Origin of the sequence: Marinicauda salina, assembly GCF_003122085.1 — a bacterium.
In the GTDB taxonomy this organism is placed as follows: domain Bacteria; phylum Pseudomonadota; class Alphaproteobacteria; order Caulobacterales; family Maricaulaceae; genus Maricicauda_A; species Maricicauda_A salina.
On the sequence record NZ_QEXV01000007.1, the window covers coordinates 123,988 to 145,807 of the forward strand.

Annotated in this window: 22 protein-coding genes; 10 read left to right on the plus strand and 12 right to left on the minus strand. The window is 71.1% G+C overall.

Annotated features, from left to right (window positions below; translation table 11 throughout):
* Positions 1-4: 4 nt before the first annotated feature.
* Together DDZ18_RS13485 and DDZ18_RS13490 are read right to left on the minus strand one after the other, a co-directional pair.
* Entirely contained in the window at positions 5-406 is a 402-nt protein-coding gene (locus tag DDZ18_RS13485) for a hypothetical protein (RefSeq protein WP_109253928.1), read from the minus strand.
* Positions 396-650, minus strand: a complete 255-nt coding sequence (locus DDZ18_RS13490) for a hypothetical protein (RefSeq protein WP_109253929.1) — start codon at positions 648-650, stop codon at positions 396-398. Before DDZ18_RS13490 ends, DDZ18_RS13485 begins: the two co-directional genes overlap by 11 nt.
* 85 nt (positions 651-735) lie before the next feature.
* Here DDZ18_RS13490 and folP point away from each other — a divergent pair, with 85 nt between their 5' ends.
* Together folP and DDZ18_RS13500 are read left to right on the plus strand one after the other, a co-directional pair.
* On the plus strand, positions 736-1,566 hold the full coding sequence (gene folP, locus DDZ18_RS13495) for a dihydropteroate synthase (protein ID WP_109253960.1): 831 nt from the start codon (positions 736-738) through the stop codon (positions 1,564-1,566).
* 106 nt (positions 1,567-1,672) lie between these two features.
* Positions 1,673-2,356: a M23 family metallopeptidase gene (locus tag DDZ18_RS13500; protein ID WP_146190684.1), complete on the plus strand. Its 684-nt coding sequence runs from the start codon at positions 1,673-1,675 to the stop codon at positions 2,354-2,356.
* Here the strand turns inward: DDZ18_RS13500 and DDZ18_RS13505 are convergent.
* From DDZ18_RS13505 to DDZ18_RS13525, 5 genes are all read right to left on the minus strand, one after another.
* On the minus strand, positions 2,353-3,450 hold the full coding sequence (locus DDZ18_RS13505) for an acyl-CoA dehydrogenase family protein (RefSeq protein WP_109253931.1): 1,098 nt from the start codon (positions 3,448-3,450) through the stop codon (positions 2,353-2,355). The two genes, DDZ18_RS13500 and DDZ18_RS13505, sit on opposite strands and share 4 nt — an antisense overlap.
* A gap of 1 nt (position 3,451) precedes the next feature.
* Positions 3,452-4,648: an acyl-CoA dehydrogenase family protein gene (locus DDZ18_RS13510; protein ID WP_109253932.1), complete on the minus strand. Its 1,197-nt coding sequence runs from the start codon at positions 4,646-4,648 to the stop codon at positions 3,452-3,454.
* A gap of 119 nt (positions 4,649-4,767) precedes the next feature.
* On the minus strand, positions 4,768-5,673 hold the full coding sequence (locus DDZ18_RS13515; protein ID WP_109253933.1) for a homocysteine S-methyltransferase family protein: 906 nt from the start codon (positions 5,671-5,673) through the stop codon (positions 4,768-4,770).
* 114 nt (positions 5,674-5,787) lie between these two features.
* Positions 5,788-6,324: a hypothetical protein gene (locus DDZ18_RS13520; RefSeq protein ID WP_109253934.1), complete on the minus strand. Its 537-nt coding sequence runs from the start codon at positions 6,322-6,324 to the stop codon at positions 5,788-5,790.
* A gap of 499 nt (positions 6,325-6,823) precedes the next feature.
* Positions 6,824-8,602: an ABC transporter ATP-binding protein gene (locus tag DDZ18_RS13525; RefSeq protein WP_109253935.1), complete on the minus strand. Its 1,779-nt coding sequence runs from the start codon at positions 8,600-8,602 to the stop codon at positions 6,824-6,826.
* Positions 8,603-9,028: 426 nt separating this feature from the next.
* Here DDZ18_RS13525 and thiD point away from each other — a divergent pair, with 426 nt between their 5' ends.
* Complete coding sequence (gene thiD, locus DDZ18_RS13530) at positions 9,029-9,895, plus strand: bifunctional hydroxymethylpyrimidine kinase/phosphomethylpyrimidine kinase (protein WP_109253936.1); 867 nt, start codon at positions 9,029-9,031, stop codon at positions 9,893-9,895.
* On the opposite strand, the gene DDZ18_RS13535 is transcribed toward thiD, so the two are convergent.
* On the minus strand, positions 9,828-10,736 hold the full coding sequence (locus DDZ18_RS13535; protein ID WP_109253937.1) for a DMT family transporter: 909 nt from the start codon (positions 10,734-10,736) through the stop codon (positions 9,828-9,830). The two genes, thiD and DDZ18_RS13535, sit on opposite strands and share 68 nt — an antisense overlap.
* On the minus strand, positions 10,733-11,872 hold the full coding sequence (locus tag DDZ18_RS13540; protein WP_233245851.1) for an aminotransferase class V-fold PLP-dependent enzyme: 1,140 nt from the start codon (positions 11,870-11,872) through the stop codon (positions 10,733-10,735). Before DDZ18_RS13540 ends, DDZ18_RS13535 begins: the two co-directional genes overlap by 4 nt.
* Before the next feature lie 119 nt (positions 11,873-11,991).
* On the opposite strand from DDZ18_RS13540, the gene DDZ18_RS13545 reads away from it, so the two are divergent.
* Together DDZ18_RS13545 and DDZ18_RS13550 are read left to right on the plus strand one after the other, a co-directional pair.
* Positions 11,992-13,152, plus strand: a complete 1,161-nt coding sequence (locus tag DDZ18_RS13545) for a phosphoserine transaminase (RefSeq protein ID WP_109253938.1) — start codon at positions 11,992-11,994, stop codon at positions 13,150-13,152.
* Between the two features lie 76 nt (positions 13,153-13,228).
* Positions 13,229-13,783 (plus strand): acyloxyacyl hydrolase, encoded by a 555-nt coding sequence (locus DDZ18_RS13550; protein WP_109253939.1) that lies wholly within the window; start codon positions 13,229-13,231, stop codon positions 13,781-13,783.
* On the opposite strand, the gene DDZ18_RS13555 is transcribed toward DDZ18_RS13550, so the two are convergent.
* Positions 13,780-14,379 (minus strand): hypothetical protein, encoded by a 600-nt coding sequence (locus tag DDZ18_RS13555; protein ID WP_109253940.1) that lies wholly within the window; start codon positions 14,377-14,379, stop codon positions 13,780-13,782. The two genes, DDZ18_RS13550 and DDZ18_RS13555, sit on opposite strands and share 4 nt — an antisense overlap.
* A 148-nt stretch (positions 14,380-14,527) precedes the next feature.
* On the opposite strand from DDZ18_RS13555, the gene DDZ18_RS13560 reads away from it, so the two are divergent.
* Positions 14,528-15,817: an adenylosuccinate synthase gene (locus tag DDZ18_RS13560; protein ID WP_109253941.1), complete on the plus strand. Its 1,290-nt coding sequence runs from the start codon at positions 14,528-14,530 to the stop codon at positions 15,815-15,817.
* 16 nt (positions 15,818-15,833) lie between these two features.
* Here the strand turns inward: DDZ18_RS13560 and DDZ18_RS13565 are convergent, their stop codons facing one another.
* Complete coding sequence (locus tag DDZ18_RS13565; RefSeq protein WP_146190685.1) at positions 15,834-16,610, minus strand: DUF4189 domain-containing protein; 777 nt, start codon at positions 16,608-16,610, stop codon at positions 15,834-15,836.
* A gap of 90 nt (positions 16,611-16,700) precedes the next feature.
* Positions 16,701-17,249, minus strand: a complete 549-nt coding sequence (locus DDZ18_RS13570) for a TetR/AcrR family transcriptional regulator (protein WP_158272166.1) — start codon at positions 17,247-17,249, stop codon at positions 16,701-16,703.
* 113 nt (positions 17,250-17,362) lie between these two features.
* Between DDZ18_RS13570 and DDZ18_RS13575 the strand changes: the two genes are divergently transcribed.
* The 4 genes from DDZ18_RS13575 (at position 17,363) to DDZ18_RS13590 (ending at position 21,788) form a co-directional block, all read left to right on the plus strand.
* Positions 17,363-17,986 (plus strand): hypothetical protein, encoded by a 624-nt coding sequence (locus tag DDZ18_RS13575; protein ID WP_109253944.1) that lies wholly within the window; start codon positions 17,363-17,365, stop codon positions 17,984-17,986.
* A gap of 108 nt (positions 17,987-18,094) precedes the next feature.
* Entirely contained in the window at positions 18,095-18,844 is a 750-nt protein-coding gene (locus tag DDZ18_RS13580) for a helix-turn-helix domain-containing protein (protein ID WP_158272167.1), read from the plus strand.
* A gap of 86 nt (positions 18,845-18,930) precedes the next feature.
* Positions 18,931-20,466, plus strand: a complete 1,536-nt coding sequence (locus DDZ18_RS13585; RefSeq protein ID WP_109253946.1) for a serine hydrolase domain-containing protein — start codon at positions 18,931-18,933, stop codon at positions 20,464-20,466.
* 74 nt (positions 20,467-20,540) lie between these two features.
* On the plus strand, positions 20,541-21,788 hold the full coding sequence (locus DDZ18_RS13590; RefSeq protein WP_109253947.1) for a dipeptidase: 1,248 nt from the start codon (positions 20,541-20,543) through the stop codon (positions 21,786-21,788).
* Positions 21,789-21,820: the final 32 nt, after the last annotated feature.

Here is a 21,820-nt window from a genome sequence, read left to right on the forward strand (position 1 = left end):
CGGTTCAGATCGCCGGATGCGGCATCAGCAGGTGATCGCGCGCTCGCGGGTCGCCCAGCCGCTCGGACGCGTACCAGCGCTTGAGCAGCGCGCGGTCGAACAGGGCGGGATGGGCGGCGACGAACGTCGCCCAGTCGATGCCGGGATCCTCCGCCAGGTGCTCGGCGATCAGCGCCAAGAAGGCGAGCGTGATGGTGAGGTTGAACTTCTCCGGGACGCCGGCGCGGACCGTGAGCGCGCGCAGGCCAGCCTCGTAGCGTCTCGCCGCGCCGAGGAAGCTTTCCTGCTTGAGCAGTTCGAAGGCGACGCGGACATGATCGGCGTGGCTGAAGCCGGCCGGATCGAGCCTTCCTTCCTCGAACGCCGCGAGCAGGGCGGCGCCGTCGTCGGGCGCCTCACCCGTCATCGCCGGTCTCCGTCATCAGATGGCTGTCGGCCGCCGTCAGGTCGAGCTCGTAGACGGCCTTGAGCTGGGCGATCTTGGCCAGCGTCGCCTCGCCGAAGGGCGCGCGGCCCTCGAAGGCGTGCAGCATCACGCCCTCGATCAGGTCGCCGAGGCTCATGTCCTTCTCCTCGGCGAGCGCCTTGAGCACCTTCAGCAAGCGCTTCTCCAGGCGCACGCCGGTCTGGACGCGTTCGATCCGTTTCATGCGCGCATGATGTTACCAATGTACCATTATGTCAAATCGCGCGGTTTCGCTTGAGCCCGCGCCCGCGATCGGGCATGGCGGCGTCATGACCGCCTGGACCGATCTCCTGCCCGCCGGACGGCCCGCCGTCATGGGCGTGGTCAACGTCACGCCGGATTCGTTCTCCGACGGCGGGCGCTTTCACGACGCCGGCGCGGCGCACGATCACGCGCTCGCCCTGCTCGACGCCGGCGCCGACATGCTCGACATCGGCGGCGAGAGCACCCGGCCCGGCGCCGAGCCGGTGGGCGAGATCGACGAGCTCGATCGCGTCATGCCGGTGATCGAGGCCGTGCGCGCCGCCCGGCGCGACGCGGTGATCTCCATCGACACGATGAAGCCGGACGTCGCCGGGGCGGCCGTTGGCGCGGGCGCGGCGATCTGGAACGCCGTCGACGCGCTTCGCGGCGAGGGCGCGCTCGACTGCGCGGCCGATCTGGGTTGCGCCGTCTGCCTGATGCACATGCAGGGCGAACCCCGGACCATGCAGGCCGACCCCCGCTATGACGACGTCGTCGCCGAGGTCGAGGCCTTCCTCATGGAACGCGCCGCCGCCGCCGAGACCGCCGGAATCGCGCGCGACAAGATCGCGCTCGATCCGGGCATCGGCTTCGGCAAGACGCTCGCCCACAATCTCGCCCTGCTCGCCGCGACGGACCGGCTCGCCGCCCACGACTATCCGCTGCTGGTGGGCGCCTCGCGCAAGCGCTTCATCGCCGCGATCGACGAGACCGCGACATCGGCCGACGACCGGCTGGGCGGCTCGCTCGCCGCCGCGCTGTGGGCCGCCCGCGCCGGCGCTTCGATCATTCGCGTCCACGACGTGCGCGAGACCGTCCAGGCGCTGAAAGTCCAGGCCGCGATCGGGGCGGCGTAGGTGCGAAACAGGGCCGGTGCGCCGCACCGTCCCGCCCGCGTTTCACGAAATATTTTCGCCGCCCGGCGCAGGATCGCGTTTTCGACAACGCACGCCGGGCCGCATCATGACGGGACCGAGGTCTCCAAGGGCTTTCCTCGCGCCGCTCGCCGCGCTGTGCGCGCTGGCGCTCTCGGCGTGCGCCGCGAGCGGACCCGCGCCCGTGCGCCCGTCCTCGCCCGGCGCGGCGGGTCCGGCGATCACGGCGACCTTCCAGCCCGACTCGCAGATGGTCGTCTGCCGCGGGATGCGGGTGAGCAACGCGCCGCCGACGGACGGCCGGGGCCGCATCCGCGACTATCAGCCTCTCGTCCGCGTCGAGGGCGTCTGGCTGCTCGCCAACCCGGTCCGCGGGGCGTGCCTGACATCGGGCTTCGGGCTGCGCGACGGGCGGCCCCATCGCGGGCTCGACCTGCAGGTCCGGCCGGCGGGCATGGTCCACGCCGGCGGCGACGGGACGATCCTGGAAGCGGGCTATCGCGACGATTTCGGCAACTACGTCCTGATCGACCACGGCGCGGGCGTGCACACCCGCTACGCCCACCTGCAGGGCTTCCGCGCCGGCGTGCGCGAGGGCGCGCGCGTCGCCATGGGCCAGCCGCTGGGCCTGATGGGGAGCACGGGGCGCCGGGGCGGCGCGGTCCATCTCCACTACGAGCTCTTGATCGGCGACTACGACAATCCGCGCCGGTCGTTCGGGCTCACGGCCGCCGACATCCTCACCGCCGGCCGGCGCCGGTTCGCGAGCTAGGCCGCGCGAAGCGCCATGTAGCGCGACAGGTGTTCGTCGGCGTCGCCGAGGACGTGGTCGAGCATGGTCAGCCGCTTGGCGTAGTGCGACAGCGGCAGCTCCCACGTCATGCCGATCCCGCCATGCATCTGGATCGCCTCCTCGGCGGTGAGCGCGCCCGCGACGCCGATCGTGTGCTTGGCCGCCGAGGCGTAGCGGTCGCGCGCGGCCGCGTCCCGGTCGAGATTGGCCGCGGCGTTGATCGCCGCCGAGCGCGCCTGCTCGATCTCGAGGGCGACCGTCGTCATGCGGTGGCGCAGCGCCTGGAAGTTACCGATCGGCATGCCGAACTGCTTGCGGGTTCCCAGATATTCAAGCGTGGCGTCGCGGACGACCTCCATCACCGCGACGGCCTCCCAGGCCGTCGCGACCAGGCCGGCTGCCAGGGCGGCGTCGATGACCGGCCCCGCCGCGCCGGCTTCGCCGATCAGCTGCGCGGGCGCATCGGTCAGGACGAGCTCGCCGGCCGACCCGCCGTCGATCAGCGGATAGTCGCGTATCTCGACGCCGTCCGCGGTCCGGTCGAGGAGGAAGGTCGACAGCCCCTCGTCGGTCTCGGCGGTCACCAGGATCCGGTCGACCGCGGCGGCGTAGTCGACGACGCCCTTGGCGCCCGTGAGCGCCCAGGCCTCGCCGTCGCGCTTCTTCGCAGCAGCGGCCGGCGCCGGCGCTCCGTCACCCCCGACGGCGGGGTCGTGGGCGAAGGTGATCAGCGTCTCGCCGGCGATGATGTCGGCGAGCGCGTCGGCCTCGCCGGCCGCCTCGAGCACCTTGCCGGCCATGAGCGTTCCGAGGAACGGGCCGGTCGCGAGCGCGCGTCCGAGTTCGCCGAAGACCGCCCCGATATCGAACGCGGTCCCGCCGTATCCGCCGAGATCCTCGCCGAACAGCGCGCCGATCGCGCCCAGCTCGGCGAGCCCGGTCCAGACCTCGCGGCTGAAGCCGGCCTCGGTCTCGATGGCGGCCATGCGCGCGTCGAAGTCGAACTTGTCGGCGAGGTAGCGCGACAGCGAGTCGACGAGCATCCGCCGGTCGTCGCCAAGCGAGAAATCCATGTCAGAGCTCCAGGATCGACTTGCTGATGATCTCGCGCTGCACCTCGTTGGAGCCGCCGAAGATCGAAAGCTTGCGGTTGTTGAAATACTGGGCCGAGACCGGCGCCGCCCAGGCCGGTCCCACCGGCTCGCCGTTGAAGCCCTCCTCCATGGCTTCAGCGATGAAGGGCTGGGCGTAGCGCCCGGCGGCGCGGCGCATGAGGCTGGTGATCTCCTGGCGGATCTCCGTGCCGCGGATCTTCAGCATGGAGGATTCCGCCATCGGCGTCGCGCCCCGGCCGGCGGCCTCAAGCACGCGCAGATTGGTCGTGCGCATGTTCTCCAGATCGATCTCCAGCCGGGCCATGCGCGCGGCGAAGAGCGGGTCCTCGGCGAGCGGCCTCCCGTTGCGCCGGCTCGTCCTGGCGACCTCCTTGAGCCGTTCGAAGGCGGCCATGGACGCGCCGACGCCGGCGATGTTGGCGCGTTCGTAGCTCAGCAGATACTTGGCGCAGGTCCAGCCCTTGTTCTCCTCGCCGACCAGGTTCTCGACGGGAACCTTCACGTCGGTGAGGAAGACCTCGTTGACCTCGTGGCCGCCGTCGATCAGCCGGATCGGGCGGACCTCGACGCCGGTCGAATTCATGTCGACGAGCAGGAAGGAGATGCCCTCCTGCTTCTTGCCCTCGGTGCTGGTGCGCACGAGGCAGAACATCATGTTCGCGTGCTGGGCCAGCGTGGTCCATGTCTTCTGGCCGTTGACGACGTAATGGTCGCCGTCGCGCACGGCCGCCGTCTTCAGGCTGGCGAGATCGGACCCGGCGCCGGGCTCGGAATAGCCCTGGCACCACCAGTCGGACCCGTCGAGGATGCGCGGCAGCCAGTATTTCTTCTGCTCTTCGGTTCCGAACTTGATCAGGACCGGACCGAGCATGTTCAGACCGAACGGCACGATGCGCGGGGCGTGGGCCAGCGCGGTCTCGGTCTCGAAGATGAAGCGCTGGATCACGCTCCAGCCGGGTCCGCCCCATTCCTCGGGCCAATGGGTGGCCAGCCAGCCCTGCGCGTTGAGGATGGCGTGCCATTCCTCCATGTCCGCCTTGGTCAGGTGCTGGCCTTCGCGGACCTTCTTCGCCAGGCGGGCGGGGAGCTTGTCCTTCAGGAAGGCGCGCACCTCCTCGCGGAACGCCTCCTCCTCCGGGGTGAAATCCAGATCCATCGTCGCAGGTCCTCCGCGCGGCTCGGCTGACGGTCTTGAGACGACAGGCTTAGCGCCCCGCCGCGCAGGGTCAAACAGGATCGTGCGTTCGCGATGCGAGCCGGCGCCGGCCTAGCGGCTCACGCGCGGGCGCGCATCGTCCGCTCGCCGAGCCGTGAGGCGATCGCCGCGATATGCGCCGGCCCGACCTCGCAGCAGCCGCCGACGACATGCGCGCCGGCCTCGATCCAGCCCATCGCGATCGCCGCGTACTCATCGGGTCCGAGGTCTTCCCGGGTCTCGAGCGAGTCCACCGTCTCTCCGCGGGTCAGCGGCTCCACCGTGGCGAAGCCGTTGGCGTAGGCGCCGGCGGGCGCACCGGACTCGAGCAGGATGTCGAGCGCGGTCGTGACCGGCTCGGGCGGCGAGCAGTTGATCAGCACCACTTCGGCGCCTTCCGCGCGCGCCGCGGCGGCGCCGTCCTCGACCGGCGAACCCGAGCGCAGGAACCGGCCGTCCGTCTCGTCGACGGTGAGCGCGGTCCAGACCGGCTTGCCGGCCTCGCGCGCGGCCCTCGTGGCGAGGCGCGCCTCCTCGACCGAGGGCAGGGTCTCGCAGATGAACAGGTCTGCGCCGTCAGCCTGCGCCTCGACGATGCGCCGGTACTCCTCAAGCGCGACGTCGGCGGTCGATCGCTCGCCGGGCCGATAGCTGCCGGGCAGGGGCGGCAGGCAACCCGCGATGCGCGCGTTCGGCCCGGCGCGGTCGCGCGCCCTGCCGGCGGCGCGCAACGCGTTGGCCTGAAGCGTCTCGAATTCGGCCTCCCGGCCCGCCGGCGCCAGGCGTGACGGCGTGGCGGGATAGGCGCCGAGCGTGATCACCTCCGCGCCGGCGTGGAGGAAGTCGACATGGGCGGCCTCGACGATGTCCGGCCGTTCGGCCAGCACGTCGACCGCCCACAATCGGGTGGCCGGCCGGTCCCATCGCGCCATCAGCTCCTGGCCCATGCCGCCGTCGAGCAGGGTGACGTTCTGTGCCTGGTCCATCGTCGCCTCCGGACTGCCGCTTTCCGGGGCAACGCACAGGGGCGGCGTCACGCTCCAGCGCGGCGCCGGGAAATTACGAGGCGACGCCGCGTTCGCCTGGCGCCGGCGATCGCCTTATTCGTAGGCTTCGACGCGCACCATGATGTGGGCGTAGGGGGTGTCCTTCCACATCACGTAGACGGGATCGGCCGGATCCGTCGACATGCCTTCGAGCATGGCGGGATCGGGGACGATGATCATCAGGTGCGGGCCTTCGCGGACCCAGTCATTGTCCTCGGTGGGCTCGGTCGCATACGGGTCGATATTGCTCACTCCCGGCGCCGCGCCGTCGCCGGCGAGCATGTAGGACACGCTGAATTCGGAGGCCGTGAAGTCCTCCTGGGCCATCAGCGCGCCGATCATCTCGTTCCAGTGGGCCTCGTTGCACATGGCGCCGAGGGCCGCAGTCTCCGGAAAGCAGGTCCAGCCGTTGTCGCCCTCGCGAAGCACCGTCCCGTCATGGTCCATGATCGTGGCGTCGGCGCTGATGACCGCCGGCGCGGCGCTCATGGCGCTGGCGATCTTCGCGTCGGCGTCTTCCTCCTGTGCGGCGAGTCCCGACGCACCGGCGCCGATCGCGACCAGGCCCAGGGTCGTTGCAAAAACAGACATGACGTCCTCCCGATTTTCATGTGGGCCGTGTGCGGAGTCGCGGATCAACGCAGCGACGCCGCCGCTGTTCGGCGGACACACAGCCTGAATGGAATATTAACCATAATGGCCATGCGGGCAAGAAAGCCGGCCGGGAGGCGGCCCGGCGCGGCGGCTCACGCCAGGAACACCGCCGGCGCGGGCTGCAGGACGAGCGCGGCCGTCCAGACGAGGCCGGCGGCGGCGAGCGCGATGGAGATCAGGCGTGTCATGGCGGGCTCCTTTCTCTCGCCCTGTCTAGGCGGCGCGCGCGGGCGCGGCTGTGTCGCCGGTCACAGGCGGGAGCGGCCATCAACGTCTCTCCCTCCCTCCCCTTGATGGGGAGGGAAGGCCGCGAAGCGGCCAGGGTGGGGTGCTGCCGAAGGGCGCTCTACGTTCGCCCCCCACCCGTCTGCGCCTTCGGCGCAGCCACCCTCCCCACGGAGGGGGAGGGAGGGTGACATCGCCGACGCAGCCGCGCTCACCCCTCCGCCAGCGCGGCGAGGCGGGCGTACACCCCGCCGTTGGCCGCCAGCTCGTCATGCCGGCCCTGCTCGACGATGCGGCCGTTCTCGAACACCAGGATCCGGTCGGCGTCGCGGATGGTCGACAGCCGGTGGGCGATGACGATCGCGGTCCTGCCCGCGGTGACGTCGGCCATCGCCTCCTGGACCAGCCGCTCGGTCTCGTTGTCGAGCGAGCTGGTGGCCTCGTCGAAGACCAGGATCGGCGCGTCGGCGAGCACGGCGCGCGCGATCGCCACGCGCTGGCGTTCGCCGCCCGAGAGCTTCACCCCGCGCTCGCCGACCAGCGTGTCGTAGCCCGCCGGCAGCTTCACGATGAACTCGTGGGCGCGGGCGCGCTTCGCCGCGGCGACGATCTCGGCGTACGTCGCCTCCGGCCGGGCGTAGGCGATGTTCTCCGCGATGGTGCGGTGGAACAGCGCCGGGTCCTGGGGCACCAGCGCGATCGCGCGCCTGAGGCTCGCCTGCGTGACGTCGCGCACGTCCTGGCCGTCGATCCTGACCGCGCCGGCGTCGACGTCGTAGAGCCGCTGGATCAGCTTGACGAAGGTCGACTTGCCCGAGCCCGTCGGCCCGACCAGCGCCACCCGCTCGCCCGGCGCGATCCGCAGTGAGAAGTTCTCGTAGAGCGCCGCGCTCTGGCCGGCGTAGGTGAAGCCCACGCCGTCGAACACGATCTCGCCCGCGCCGGGCTTGAAGTCCGGCGCGCCCGGCGCGTCGGCGATCTGCTCGGCCATGCGGTCATAGGCGGCGATGTCCTGGATCTCGTCGAGCCCGCGCTGGACGTTCTGCACCTCCTCGCCGAAGCGGCGCATGTATCCGGCCATCATCATGAAGGCGGTGATGGCGAAGGCGACGGCGCCGGGGCTGGCCTCGCCGCGCGCCCACAGGCGCACCAGCATCCCGGTGAGCCCCGCCTGCAGCGCCAGCACGGCGACCATCTGGACGAGCCACATATTGACGAAGCGCAGCCAGGTCTTCTTGGTCTCGGCCCGCCAGCGCCAGGCGAGATCATGGAAACGCCGGTCCTCGCGGGCCTCCGCGCCGAAGCTCTTGACGGTGGCCACGCCGGAGACCGCGTCGGCGACGGCGCCGCCGAGTTCGGAATCGATCGCGTTCGAGCGCAGGTTCTGCGGCCGCACGTATTGCGTCGACAGCACGACCGAGACGGCCATGAAGATCGCCGTGACGGAGAGCGCGTAGACGCCCACCCACGGCCAGGCGAAGAGCATGTAGACGCTCAGCCCCGTCATCACCGCGACCGAGGGGATCAGCCCGAACCACAGCGTCGCGGTGATGGTGTCGTAGGCCCACATGCCGCGGGTGATCTTCCTCACGACCGAGCCGGCGAAGGTGTCGGCGTGCCAGTCGAGCGCGAAGCGCAGCACCTTCGAAAAGGCGCCGGTGGTCATGTCGGCCATGTTGGCGCTGGAAAACCGCACCTCGAAGCGCACCGCGATCTGGCGGGCGACGTTCACGCCCGCGGCCAGCCCGATGAACAGGCCGAACGCCGCCCAGTGGCCGCCGGTCGCGCCGGTGAGCGCGTCGATCAGCCGGCCCGCGGCGACGGGCACGAAGATGTCGGTGACGGTGGCGACGAGCGTGAAGCCGACCAGCGCGGCGAACAGCCAGGGCCGGCGGCGCCACTGCTTCACCAGGAAGCCGAGCACCTGGAGGGTGGAGAGCGCGCGCGGACGGTCGTCGGCGCGGTCGTTCGTTTCGGATTGCGAGGTCATGTCCGGGGCGTCCCGGCGCGCGAATCACAAGGCGCGCCATCATCTGAAGAACGGGTCTGGCGGTCCGGCGAGATTTCGAACGGGCGCGGCCGGCCTGATCTCAGGCGGACCGACAGGTGTTCCGGCGCTCGCGCGGTCGGCGCCGTTTCCTCAGACTCGGGGTTCCATGGGTCCGGACATCGCTCCTGTCGCGCACGGCCGATCCGCGCGGGGGACGGGTGTCTATGCCGGCGCGGCGCGAAAGGCCAGCGCCGGACGCCCCTGATGCGCATGTTTCATGCCCGGTGTGGCGCAGGGGTCACGGGCGTGTCCGTCAGGCGACGCCGAAACGTATCCTGCGCACGGTCGTTCCCCCGGTGACGCCGGGGCCTCGGCCGGTCTATCAGGAGACGACGCCCGACCCGCCGCACGAAGGAGCCCGATCCCATGAACGACGCCAGCGACGACATTCCCCCCGAGCCGCAGGGCCGCGTGCTGATCGTGGCGGGCTCGGACTCTTCCGGCGGCGCCGGGGTGCAGGCCGACATCAAGGCGGTCGCCGCGATGGGCGGCTATGCGGCCACCGCGATCACGGCGATCACGGTGCAGAACACGACCGGCGTCTCCGCCGTCCACGCCGTGCCCGACGACATCGTGTCGGGCCAGATCGCCGCCGTGCTCGACGATATCGGCGCCGACATCGTCAAGACCGGCATGATCGCGAACCCGGCGACCATCGAGGCGACGCTCGCCGCGCTCGACGAACACGGCCCCGGCATCCCGCTCGTGGTCGATCCGGTGATGGTCGCCTCCTCCGGCGCGGTGCTGGTCGACGAAGGCGGCATGGAGGCGGTGCGCGACCGGCTCGTCCCGGCGGCCTTCCTGGTCACGCCCAACGCGCCCGAAGCCGCGCGCCTGACGGGCGTCGAGGTCGAGGACTTGGACGGCCAGCGCGCGGCGGCGGAGAAGCTCATGGAGGCCGGCGCCGGCGCGGCGCTCATCAAGGGCGGCCATCTCGAGGGGAGCGAGGTCGTCGACGTGCTCGCCACGCGCAACGGCGTGCGCCTGTTCTCGCGCCCGCGCATCAAGACGAAGCACACCCACGGCACGGGCTGCACGACGGCTTCGGCGATCGCCGCGCTGCTGGCCCAGGGGCTCAGCCTCGACCGCGCCGTCGAGCAGGCCGGCGACTATGTCCACGAGGCGATCCGGCGCGCGCCCGGCTTCGGCGAGGGCGCGGGCCCGATCAATCACGTCTGGCCGCTGGCCGAGGCCGGGAGCCCCTTCGCGCGATCGCCAGTCCGAGAAGGATGACCGCCAGCGCGAGGAAGGTCGTCAGCGTCAGCGCCTCGCCGAGGACGACGCCGACGAAGGCGGCCACGAGCGGGACCAGGTAGTTGACCTGCGCGATGAAGCTCGCCCCGATCGAGCGGGCGACCTCCATGTAGATGATGGCGGCGATCGCGGTCGGCACGATCCCCAGCCACGCCACCGCGGCGAGCGCCCGGGCGTCGGGGGCGGCCTCGATGCGGGAGAGCTCCCAGATTCCCATCGGCGCGGCGAGCACGGCCGCGCCGACCAGCATGCCCGCCGCCGACAGGCTCGGCGGCATTGTCGGCGCGCGCTGGGCGAGGATGGCGTTGATCGCGTAGCTGACCCCGCCGCCGAGGATCATGAGCTGGGCGACGAGGTCGGCGCCCAGCCCGGCCAGCGCGGCCGGGCCCATCAGGATCACCACGCCGGCGAAGCCGGTGAGGAAGCCCAGCGACTTTCCGAACGTCAGCCGGTCGCCGGGGATGACGAAGTGCGCCATCGCGATCGTCGCCAGCGGCATGGCGCCGAGCAGGATGCCCGCCACCGCGGAGGCGACGTGCTGCTGGCCCGCCGCGATCAGGTAGAAGGGCAGCGCATTGCCGAACAGGCCGAGCGCGGCGAACCAGCGCCAGCGCGGGTCCGCAAGCGGGGGAAAGCGCCGGCCGCGCGCGAGCGCGTAGACGGCAAGGATGAGCGCGCCCAGAACGAGCCGGCCGAAGGCGACGCCGCCGGGCGGGACGGTCTCGACGGCGGATTTGGTCACCGCGAAGGCCGAGCCCCACATTACCGCCAGCGCGGCGAGCCCCAGCCAGCCGCGAGCGCCCGCCTGCGGCGCGCTCATGCCAACGCCCGTCCGAGCGCGGCGGCGAAGCGCGCGATGTCGGCCTCGTCGTTGTAGAAATGCGGGGCGATCCTGAGCCGCGGGCCGCGCTGGGAGAGATGGACGCCTTCGGCCTTGAGCCGCTCGAGCAGGTCGGACGGCGCGCCCTCGGGCAGGGCGAGCGCGAGATAGTGCGCGGCCCGGTCGGGCGTGTCGGCGGCAAGGCCGAGCGGGGCGGCGGCGGCCTCGATGGCGGCGGTCAGCTCCGCGCAGCGCGCCGCGATGGCGGCCGGGCCGATCGCGTTGACGAGCCTGAGCGATTCCAGCGTCGCCGGCGCGATCTGGAAGGCCGAGCGCTCGCCCATGTCGAAGCGCCGCGCGCCGGCCTCGTAGGCGTCGCGGTAGTCGATCAGCCGGGCGAAGTCCGACGAGCCCTCGCGCGCGATCCAGTTCTCCTCCAGCGGCGTCCCGTCGTGATGGCGCTCGGCGACGTAGAGGAAGGCGCTGTTATAGGGCCCGCACAGCCACTTGTAGGCCGCCGCCACGGCGAAGTCGGGATCGACCGCGCCGACGTCGAAGGGCTGAGCGCCGAGCGACTGGGTGAGGTCGAGCACGAGCGCGGCGCCGGCTTCACGCAAGGCCGGGCGCAGGGCGGCGAGATCGATGTTTCCCCCGTCGATCCAGTGCACGGCCGGGCAGGCGACGAGCCCCGTGCGGTCGCCGATCGCTGCGGCGAGCGCCTCGGTCCAGGTCTCGTTCCCGCTGCGCGCGACCGTCTTCACGATCGCCCCGTCGCGCTCGGCCAGCGTGCGCCAGACATAGACGTTGGACGGGAACTGGCCGTCGAGCAGGAGGATCTCGCTGCCCGCCTCGAGGCGGATATTCGCCGCCGCCGCAGCCAGCCCGTAGGAGGCCGAGGGGACGAGCGCGACCGAGTCGGCGTCGGAGGCGAAGAGCTTCGCGGCTTCTCCGCGCAAGGCCTCCGGCACGCCGAAGAAGTCGTCGGGGATCGACAGCCCCCACGGCGCGGCCTTGCGTTCATAGGCCCGTCGGCCCGCCTCGACGGCGGCGCGCGGCAGCGGGCCCATATAGGCGGCGTTCAGCCAGGCGGTCTCGCGAGGCAGGTCGAAACAGGCGCGGGCGTCGGCGATGTCCATGATCCGAGCGGTTAGGCCCGCGGCCCGCCCCGGTCAAGCGCGCGGCCCCGGTTTGACCCCGCGCGCCGAAGCGCCTAGCGCTAGGCCTCCCGCCGCAGACCGAGTCCGAGGAAGTCCGCATGGCCCCGACCAAGCCCGCCGCCCGTCCGTCCGATCCGCGCTTCTCGTCGGGCCCGACGAAGAAGCGCCCCGGCTGGGAGCCCGCCTGCCTCGCGGACGCGCCGCTGGGGCGCACCCATCGCGGCGGCGTCCCCAAGGCGCGGCTGGCCGAGGCGCTGGAGCGCACGGCGGCGATCCTCGAGATTCCCGACGACTACAAGGTCGTCATCACGCCCGGTTCGGACACCGGCGCGCTGGAGGCCGCGATGTGGTCGATGCTGGGCGCGCGCGGCGTCGACGTCTTCGCCTGCGACGAGTTCGGCCGGCGCTGGCTCACCGACGCGCGCGACGAGCTCAAGCCCGACGACCTGTCCGTCTACGAGGCCGGATACGGGACCGCGCCGGACTATGCGAAGGCGGACTTCTCCAAGGACGTGATCTTCACCTGGAACGCCACGGCGTCGGGCGTGCGTATTCCCGACGGCGACTGGATCCCCGCCGATCGCGAGGGGCTGACCTTCTGCGACGCCACCTCGGCGGCTTTCGCCATGGACCTGCCCTGGGACAAGCTCGATGTGACGACCTTCTCCTGGCAGAAATGCATGGGCGGCGAGGCCCAGCACGGCATGGCGATCCTCAGCCCGCGGGCGCGCGCCCGGCTGCGCGAGCATCGTCCGGCCTGGCCGGTTCCGCGCCTGCTGCAGCTGTTCGATGCGGGCAAGGACGACTCGAAGTTCTACGAGGGTTCGACCATCAACACGCCCTCGCTGCTGTGCGTGGAGGACTATCTCGACGCGCTGAAATGGGCGGCGAAGGAGGGCGGGCTGAAGGCGCTGCTCTCGCGCACGCAGGCCAATCACGACGTGCTGGCCCGGTGGGTGGAGAAGACCGACTGGATCGACTTCCTCGCCGCCGATCCCGCGATCCGCTCGCAGACCTCGATCACGCTCAAATTCGCCGGCGAAGAGCTGGCCGACAAGTCCGAGGAGGAACGCTGGGCGGTGTCGCTGCGCATGGCGGTCCTGCTCGAGCGCGAAGAAGCCGCGTTCGACGTCAAGCCGCATCCCAAGGCGCCGGCCGGGCTGAGGGTCTGGTGCGGGCCGACGGTCGACGCCGACGACGTCGCCGCGCTGGGGCCGTGGCTCGACTGGGCCTACGCCGAGGCGATCAAGGAGGCGTGAGGACGCTTTCCGGTTCGGGGGCGGGAGCGTAACCTGTCGCGAATCTTGCCTGATTTCAGTTGCCCGGGGGGGCCGGATGACCAGATTGATCGCCGCCGCGCTGGCGGCGCTGTACGCGGGCGAGGCGCACGCCCAGCTCGACGAGGTGCGCGCGGGAATCGCCGCCCACGACTGGATCGAGAACCGCGAGGACGGTCCCCAGCTCGTCGGCGAGGTCCTGTTCGACAGCCCGGACCTGCTGGCGGCGATCGGCGCGCCCCGCCCGAGCCTGCTCGCCTCGGTCAACACGCGGGGCGGGACCAATCTCGGCGCGGCCTCGCTCATCTGGGATATCGAGCCCGCGCCGCGCCTGCGCCTCGAGGCCGGCTTCGGGCTCGCCTGGCATGACGGCGTCATCGATGTCGATGTCCGGCGCGATCGCGAAAACGCGCTGCGGCTGAAGGACAGCCGGGTCCTGCTGGGCTCGCGCTGGCTGTTCCGCAGCCAGATCGGCGCCGATTACGCCGTCGCCGAGCGCTGGGCGATCGGGGTGTTCTACGAGCACTATTCGCACGGCCAGATCCTGGCCAGCGGCCGCAACCAGGGCCTCGACGAGGCGGGCGTCCGCCTTTCATACCGGTTCGGCGGCTAGCCTCGGAACTCCGGCGGGGTCTCGATCGGCGCGGCCGTCGCGTCGTTATCCGGGTTCTCGCCGTTAGGGTCTTCGTCGGCGGGCACGTAGCGGCCGACGAACCAGTCGTTCCAGACCTCTTCCTCGGCGTCGTATTGCTGGAAGTGCTGGATGACGTGGCCGTTCTCCAGCGGCGTCCAGACGCCGCGGAAATCCGCGGTGCGCGAACTCTCGTCGCTGAAGTATGTGATCTCGCCCACGAGCATCATCTGGCCGGCCTCGGTCAGACCGCCCGAGTAATCGATGTAATTGTTCACGCCCATCCAGACCTGGCGCCAGTCGCCGGTCGCCGGGTCGACATAGTTCATGCTCGTCCCGTCGCCGCCTCCGGCCGAGCGCCATTCCTCGAGCAGCAGGCAGCCGCCCGAACGCTTCGAGATCGTGTTCCGGCCGGCGAAGTCTCCGTTGCGCGCATAGACGTTCCACTCGCCGACCCAGAAATCGAACTGGCCGTGGGTTTCGTAGTCGGCGCAGCCCTCGGGCTGCTGCTGGGCGAGCCCGGCCGGCGCGGCGCAGGCCGACAGCGCGACGGCGGCGGCGACAGTGCGGATGATCATGACGACGTCCTCCCATAGCGGCCCCGTCGAGCAGCATCGCGCGAATTGGCGGCGCGGGCCAGCAGCTTCGCGCGGCCGCGATCTTGCGCGCCGGAGCGCCAGGCATTAAGCCGCTTGCGGCTTTCAGCCTCTTACGGAGCAACCCCTCATGGCCAATGTCGTGGTCGTCGGCGCCCAGTGGGGCGACGAGGGCAAGGGCAAGATCGTGGACTGGCTGTCCCATCGCGCCGACGTCGTCGCGCGCTTCCAGGGCGGCCACAACGCCGGCCACACGCTCGTCGTGGGCGGGGTGACCTACAAGCTCTCGCTGATGCCGTCGGGCGTCGTGCGCGGCAAGCTCTCGCTTCTGGGCAACGGCGTCGTCGTCGATCCCTGGGCTTTCGCCGAGGAGGTCGAGCGCGTGCGCGGCCAGGGCGTCGACGTCACGCCGGATCTCGTGAAGGTCGCCGAGACCGCCGCGCTCATCCTCCCGGTCCACCGCGAGCTCGACGCCATGCGCGAGACGCGCGACGACGGCATGAAGATCGGCACCACGCGGCGCGGCATCGGGCCGGCCTACGAGGACAAGGTCGGCCGGCGCGCCATCCGCGTCATCGATCTCGCCGACGAGGACGCGCTGAAGGCGCGCATCGCCGACCTGCTGCACCATCACAACGCGCTGAGGCGCGGCTACGGCCAGCCCGAGTACGACGCCGACGAGCTGCTGGCGTCGCTCAAGGAGGTCGCGCCGAAGATCCTGCCCTTCGCCGACCCGGTCTGGCGCACGCTCGACCGCGCGATGAAGGCCGGCAACAAGGTGCTGTTCGAGGGCGCGCAGGGCGCCATGCTCGACGTCGATCACGGCACCTATCCCTACGTCACTTCGTCGAACACCGTGGCCGGGCAGGCCGCGGCGGGAACCGGCGTCGGGCCGGGCAAGGTCGGCTACGCCCTGGGCATCGTGAAGGCCTACACCACGCGCGTGGGCGAGGGGCCGTTCCCGACCGAGCTTACCGACGCGACCGGGCGCAAGCTCGGCGAGCGCGGACACGAGTTCGGCACGGTGACCAGCCGGCAGCGCCGCTGCGGCTGGTTCGACGCCGTGCTGGTGCGCCAGTCGGTGCGCCTCAACGGGCTCGACGGCGTGGCGCTGACCAAGCTCGACGTGCTCGACGGCTTCCCCGAGCTCAAGGTCTGCATCGGCTACAAGCTCGACGGCCAGCGGCTGAAGCGCCTGCCGGCCTCGGCCGCCGACCAGGCCCGGGTCGAGCCGATCTACGAGACGATGGAGGGCTGGAACGCCTCGACGCGCGGCGCGCGGTCCTGGGCCGACCTGCCCGCCCAGGCGGTGAAGTATGTCCGCCGCATCGAGGAGCTGATCGAGGCGCCCGTCGCGCTTCTGTCGACCTCGCCGGAGCGCGAGGACGTCATCCTGATGCACGACCCGTTTCGGGGTTAGCGTCGACGCCGCGCGCCTACTGGCAGTAGCTGTAGTCGATCTCGCAGCCGCCCGGCGCGGCGCGCTCGCAGAAGCGGCGGGCGTTGGCGGTCGCGTCGGTCTCGCTCGAGCCGGTCCCGACGCCCCACCAGTAGCCGCCCTCAGTGCGCTGGGCGAGCGCGTGGCAGCGCGCGCGCACCGGTTCGTCGATGACCTCGCAGTCCGAGTTTCCGCAGAATTCCAGCGCCGAGCGGCGGGCCGCCTCGGGATCGGGCGCTTTCGCATGGCCGTACCGGCCCCGCCGGTCGACGGCGAAGACCATCGCGTCGAGACCCTGCTGCGGCTGGCGTGCCGTGCGGTACAGCGACTCCGACGTGGTCACCGTGACGACCGCCGGCGCGCTGAGCTGATCGCTGAACGAGTCCGTTCCGAAGCTCAGGCCGCGCGCGTCGTCGCGCAGCGCGACGTGGATGTTGTAGCGCGTGTCCGGCCGGGTCGAGCCCTCGGGCATCGTCATGTCGACGATCGGGGTCTCGGTCGAATAGGACTGGCAGCAATCGCTCGTGTCGGCGTAGACCTGCCGGCCCGACTCCGCCTCGAAAACCCGCAGATTGATTCCGTCGACGTCGCAGCCCTCGATCGAGCCGTCGACGAATATGCGGATGTCGAAGCGCGGCGTGACCGCGGCGTTGTTCTCCGGCTCGGCGAGGATCGGTTCGCACGGGTTCGGCGCCGCGGCGGCGGAAGGGGCGATGAACGCCGTTCCGCCGAGCGCGAGCATCCCGAGCAGCAATGACGCGATGAACTTTGACACGGCCCCCTCCAGCGATTGCCGAATGTCAGCCGTGACATATCGGCTGAACGCGGATCAACCGGCCGCTCGGCGCACGCCAACGCCGCCGTGCTAGTCGCCGACGGTGTTCGTCGAGACCTGCGACGCCTCCAGGATCGCCCCGGCCAGCGTCTCGGGGCTCGCCGTCACCTCGCCGGCCGTCCAGGCGCGCAGAAGACCGAGCTGCCCCTCCGCGAGCTGGACGGCGCGGAGCCGGGCGTCGGGCGCATCGGCGTCGAGCCGTCCGGCGATGAGGTCGGCCAGCAGGCGGGCGATCTGCGGTCGCTGAGGACCGGCGAAGGTCGCCCGGGCGAGCGCGCGGTTCTCCCAGAAATGTTCGGCCAGCCTGATCAGCGCGTCCGCCTCGGCGTCGCCGGTCACCGCCGCCGCTAGCAGATCGAGCGGACGCCTGAGCGCGTCGAGATGGATGGCGTCGCGGCCGGGATAGTGGTCGTAAAAGGTCGACCGGCCGACATCCGCCTCTCTGACGATGTCGGCGACGCGGATGTCCTCGTAACGCCGCGACAGCGCCAGCCGGTTGAACGCCTGGAGCAGCGCGCGCCGGGTGCGCCGCGCCCGGCGGTCGGTCGCGTCGCGATGGACCAAGCGGTTTCCGGACATTCGCGCCCTCCCGTCCGATAACGGACTCTTTCGGCCGGCTTTCCGTTCGGGACGGCCCAAGCCGAGCATTACCGTCCGCGCCGAATTGCGCAACTTGAGGGAGGAGCCCCGTAATGAACGACGCGCCCGAAACCCGCCAGCCCCTCCGGATCGAAGCGGCCGCTCCGGCGGTCGGCGCGATCACAGCCGCCGCCTCGGCGCTTTCGATCTTCGTCATGGCGCACCATCCGACGGGCCACGGAATGGACGCCGTGATCGTCCATACCGGCATGATCACGCTGATGGCGACGGTGTTCTTCGGAATGAGCGTGTTCTCGATCCTGCGCGGCGGGGCGCTTGTGCTCGCCGGCCTGACCGCGCACGGCATCGCGCTCGGCGCCAATATCGGCGCGGGAACGATCAGCGGTTTCCTGGTCGGCGCGCTGGCCGCGGCGAGCGACGGCGGCGCCTCGCAGGACGTCTTCCTGCTGCTGCGCGCGGGCAACCAGGTCCTGGCGGCGATGGGCGTCTACGCCACCTCGGTCGCGCTGGTCATATGGGGCGCCGATCTGGTGAGCCGCAACGGACATGCGGCGCGTCTCGCCGGGCTGGCCGGCCTGGCGCTCGGCGTGATCCCGGCCGCGGCCCTGGCGACCGGCGCGCTGGCGCTGGACATCCACGGCGCGCTCGCGATCTACGCCGCCCACGCCGCCTTCACCGCGCTCGTCGGCGTGCTCATGCTGCGGCGCGCGGTATGAACGCATGCGGTGTGACCCGTTCCTCGCCGGACATCTGCGCCGGGGTCGCATCCGATGGAGCGGCCCGGCGCATCATGTTCGCGCGAGCAGCGATCGAGGCCGAGGCGCGTGACGGCGGACCAATCCCGAATCTCCACCCTGAGCGAGGGTCCGGGCGCGATCGTGCGCCTGGCCTGGTATCCGCCGGGCCTGCGCATGGAAGCCCACGCCCACGAGGTCGCGCAGGCCTCCTGGCTGCTGATGGGCGGACTCAGCGAGCATCACGGCTCGCGCGAGTATATCTCGCGTCGGCCGATGGCGGGCTTCAAGCCCGCCGGCCAGGCCCACGCCAACGCGTACGGGCCCGCTGGCGCGCTGATCCTGTCGCTCAATCTTGATGCGGCCGCGGCCCCGGATTTCGACTGGAGCTGGGGGCCGGCGGCCCCGGACTCGCTCGCGCTCGCGCGGCGCCTCCTGACCGCCGGCGATGGCGAACGCGACGAGGTCGCCGGCGATCTCGTCGCGAGCCTTCACGCGCCGCGCGATCGACGTCGCGCGACCCCGCCGGCCTGGGTCGAACGATGCCGCGAGGCGCTGGAGGATGATCCCGAGGGCTGGTCGATCGCGCGACTGGCGCGCGCCCACGGAGTCCACCGGGTCCATCTCTCCCGGTCCTTCCGGGACCATTACGGCGTCGCGCCCAGCGTGTTCCGCAGGCGGATCATGGCCGGGCGGGCGCTTCGCAGCCTGCTCGACGGCGCGCCGCGCCACGCCGCCGCCGCCGCCGAGGCGGGCTTCGCCGACGAGGCGCATTTCAGCCGGACCATGAAGTCGGAACTCGGCGTCGGCCCGCGCGCGCTGCGCACGCTTCTGCATTAGCCGGCGCCGGGGTTACCCTTGTTCAAGCCCGCGGCCGCGCGCCTCCCCACAATGCGGTCAGGTTGTCTCATTGTGAGGGAGTGATCATGAGGATCCTGTCGTCTTTCATCGCCGCGGCTGCATTGTCGGCTTCGGCCTGCGCCCAGGCCGGCCAGTCGGCGCCCGCGGCGTCGCTCGATCCCGAGCGCGCCGCCGCGGTGGAACGCGTCGAAGCCGTCGTCGAGCGGTTCGCCGCCTCGGACTACGCCCCGCCGGGCTTCTCGGTCGCGGTCGTCGACGCGGACGGGCCCCTGCTCGTGCGCGGATACGGGGTGAAGGACGTGCGGACCGGCGCGCCGGTGGATGCGCGCACCGCCTTCTACAACGCCTCGACGACCAAGGCCTTCACCGCGCTCGCCGCGATCCGGCTCCACGAGCAGGGCCGGTTCGATCTCTCGCGGAGCTTCGCCAACTTCGCCCCGGAGGTCGCGCTGCCCGAGCCGATCGACCCGGCGGCGGTGACCGTCCGAAGCCTGCTCGGCCACAGTCATCACATCAGCGCCGAACCGGTGACCACCTACTCCGCCTTCATCCGGCGTCCGAGCGCCAACGAGGTGTTCCAGCTGGTCGACGCCTTCGCGACGTATGACGAGGCCGAGTTCCGCTACCAGAACACCGGATACGTGATCTACGACGCGGCGCTGCAGCGCGCGCTGGGCGTGGATTTCCGCGACATCGTCCAGTCCGAGGTGCTCGACCCGCTGGGCATGGGCGAGACGTATCTGCGCAGTTCGGAGATCCCCGCCGCGGACCTTGCGATCGGCCACGAGATCGGGCTCGAGGGCTGGAACACCGTCGCGCCGAAGACCGATCCGATCATGCACGCTGCCGGCGGCATGTTCCTGTCGGCCAATGACATGGCGACCTGGCTGGAGGCGCAGCTGAATGAAGGCCGCATCGGCGGCGAACAGCGCATTCCGGCCTCGGCGATCGAGACCTCGCAGACCGCGATCGTCGCGCAGAGCCGGCGGCTGGGGCCGCTCTCCCGCCATAGCTACGCCTGGGGCTGGAATGTCGGCGAGTATGACGGCGAAACGCTCTTCGAGCACGGCGGCGGGTTTCCGGGCGCGCGCGCCTGGGCGACCTTCATGCCCGAGGAGGATCTTGGCGTTGGCGTCCTGACGAACGTCGGATCGGGCGGCAACATGTTCGCCGTGCTGATGTATCTGCAGATCTATGACGCGCTGCGCGGCGTCGAGGGCGCGAGCGAACGTCTCGACGAGCGCCTGGCCCAGCTCGAGGGCTTCCTCGAGCGGGGTTGGGAATCCGAGCGTGAGTACATCGCCGAACAGCGCGCCCTGATCGCCGGCGATTTCGAGGCCGAGGACCTCGCCGCGTTCACGGGAGCCTATTTCGCCCCCGAGGGCGGCGAGCTGGTGGTCGCGGCCGGCGAGGGCGGGCTGGTCGGCCGGATCGGCGAGATCCGCCTGACCTTCCATCCCACGGCGGACGCCGATCGGATCCTCGGCGACGCCGGGCCGGGCTATCGCACCTACCTTATGGCTTGGGGCGTCGAATACGACGACGCGGGCCGGCCCGTCGCCCTCGACTGGGACGGCGCGGTCTACCGTCGCCGCGACTAGGCGCCGTCCCCGATTTGCGCCGCCGCGGCGCACCGTTAAGCTCCGCGGCGGCCAATTCGTTTCGGGGGTCCGTCATGATCGTTCGCACGCTCGCCGCCTCGGCGGCGGCTCTTTTCGCCGTTTCGTCCGCCTTCGCCGGCGAGACCGAGGCGGAGCTGGAATCCCGCGCCCGCGCCATCCACGACCGGGTGATCGCGCTCGACACCCATGTCGACATCGATGCGGGTTACGCGACGTGGCGCCTCGATCCCGGCGGCTTCACCCGCGCCCAGGTCGATCTGCCCAAGATGCGCGCCGGCGGGCTCGATGCCGCCTTCTTCATCGTCTATGTCGGCCAGGGCGAACTCACCGAGGAGGCCTACGCCGAGGCGCGCGCGACGGCGGACGAGAAGTACGCCGCGATCACGCGCATGATCCGCGCCTATCCGGGCGAGATCGGGCTGGCCACGACCGCCGACGAGGTCGAGGCGATCGCCGCCTCGGGCCGGCGCGTCGCGCTCATCGGCATGGAGAACGCCTGGCCGCTGGGGCCCTCCGTCGAGGACGTTCCCATGTGGGCCGAGCGCGGCGTGCGCTACATGTCGATCACCCATTTCGGCAACAACCAGTTCGGCGGCAGCTCCAATCCGGACCTGACGCGGGGCGATTCGCCGATCGACCCGGGGCTTTCCGATCTCGGCCGCGACCTCGTCGCCGCGCTCAACGACAACGGGATCATGGTCGACATCTCCCATGTCGGCCCGACGACCATGCGCGAGGCGATCGAACTCTCGCGCGCCCCGGTGATCGCGAGCCATTCCGGCGCCCGGGTGTTGCGCGATCATCCGCGCAATCTCGACGACGAGCAGCTGCGCCTCATCCGCGACAACGGCGGCGTGGCCCAGATGGTCGCCTTCCGTGGCTATGTCGGCGAGGTCGCGCCGGAACTGCGCGAGGCGCAGGAGGCGCTGATCGCCGAGATGGGCCTCGACACCAAGGAGGGCCGGGAGGCGGCGAGCGACGCCACCTGGACGCGCTATGACGCCCGCCTTGAAGCGCTCCGGGAAGAACATGGCGACGTCACCGTCGCCGACTTCGTCGACCATATCGACCACGCCGTAGAGGTCGCCGGGATCGACCATGTCGGCATCGCCTCGGACTTCGACGGCGGCGGCGGCGTGCTCGGCTGGGACGACGCTTCCGAGACGCTGGCCGTCACGGTCGAACTCGTCCGCCGCGGGTATTCCGAGGAGGACATCGCGAAGATCTGGGGCGGCAACGTGCTGCGCGTCATGCGCGCGGTCGAGGCGGCGGCGAACCCGGATGACGCCGCGGGCGAATGAAACTAGCATTCGCCGAAAGGTTTATCCGGGGA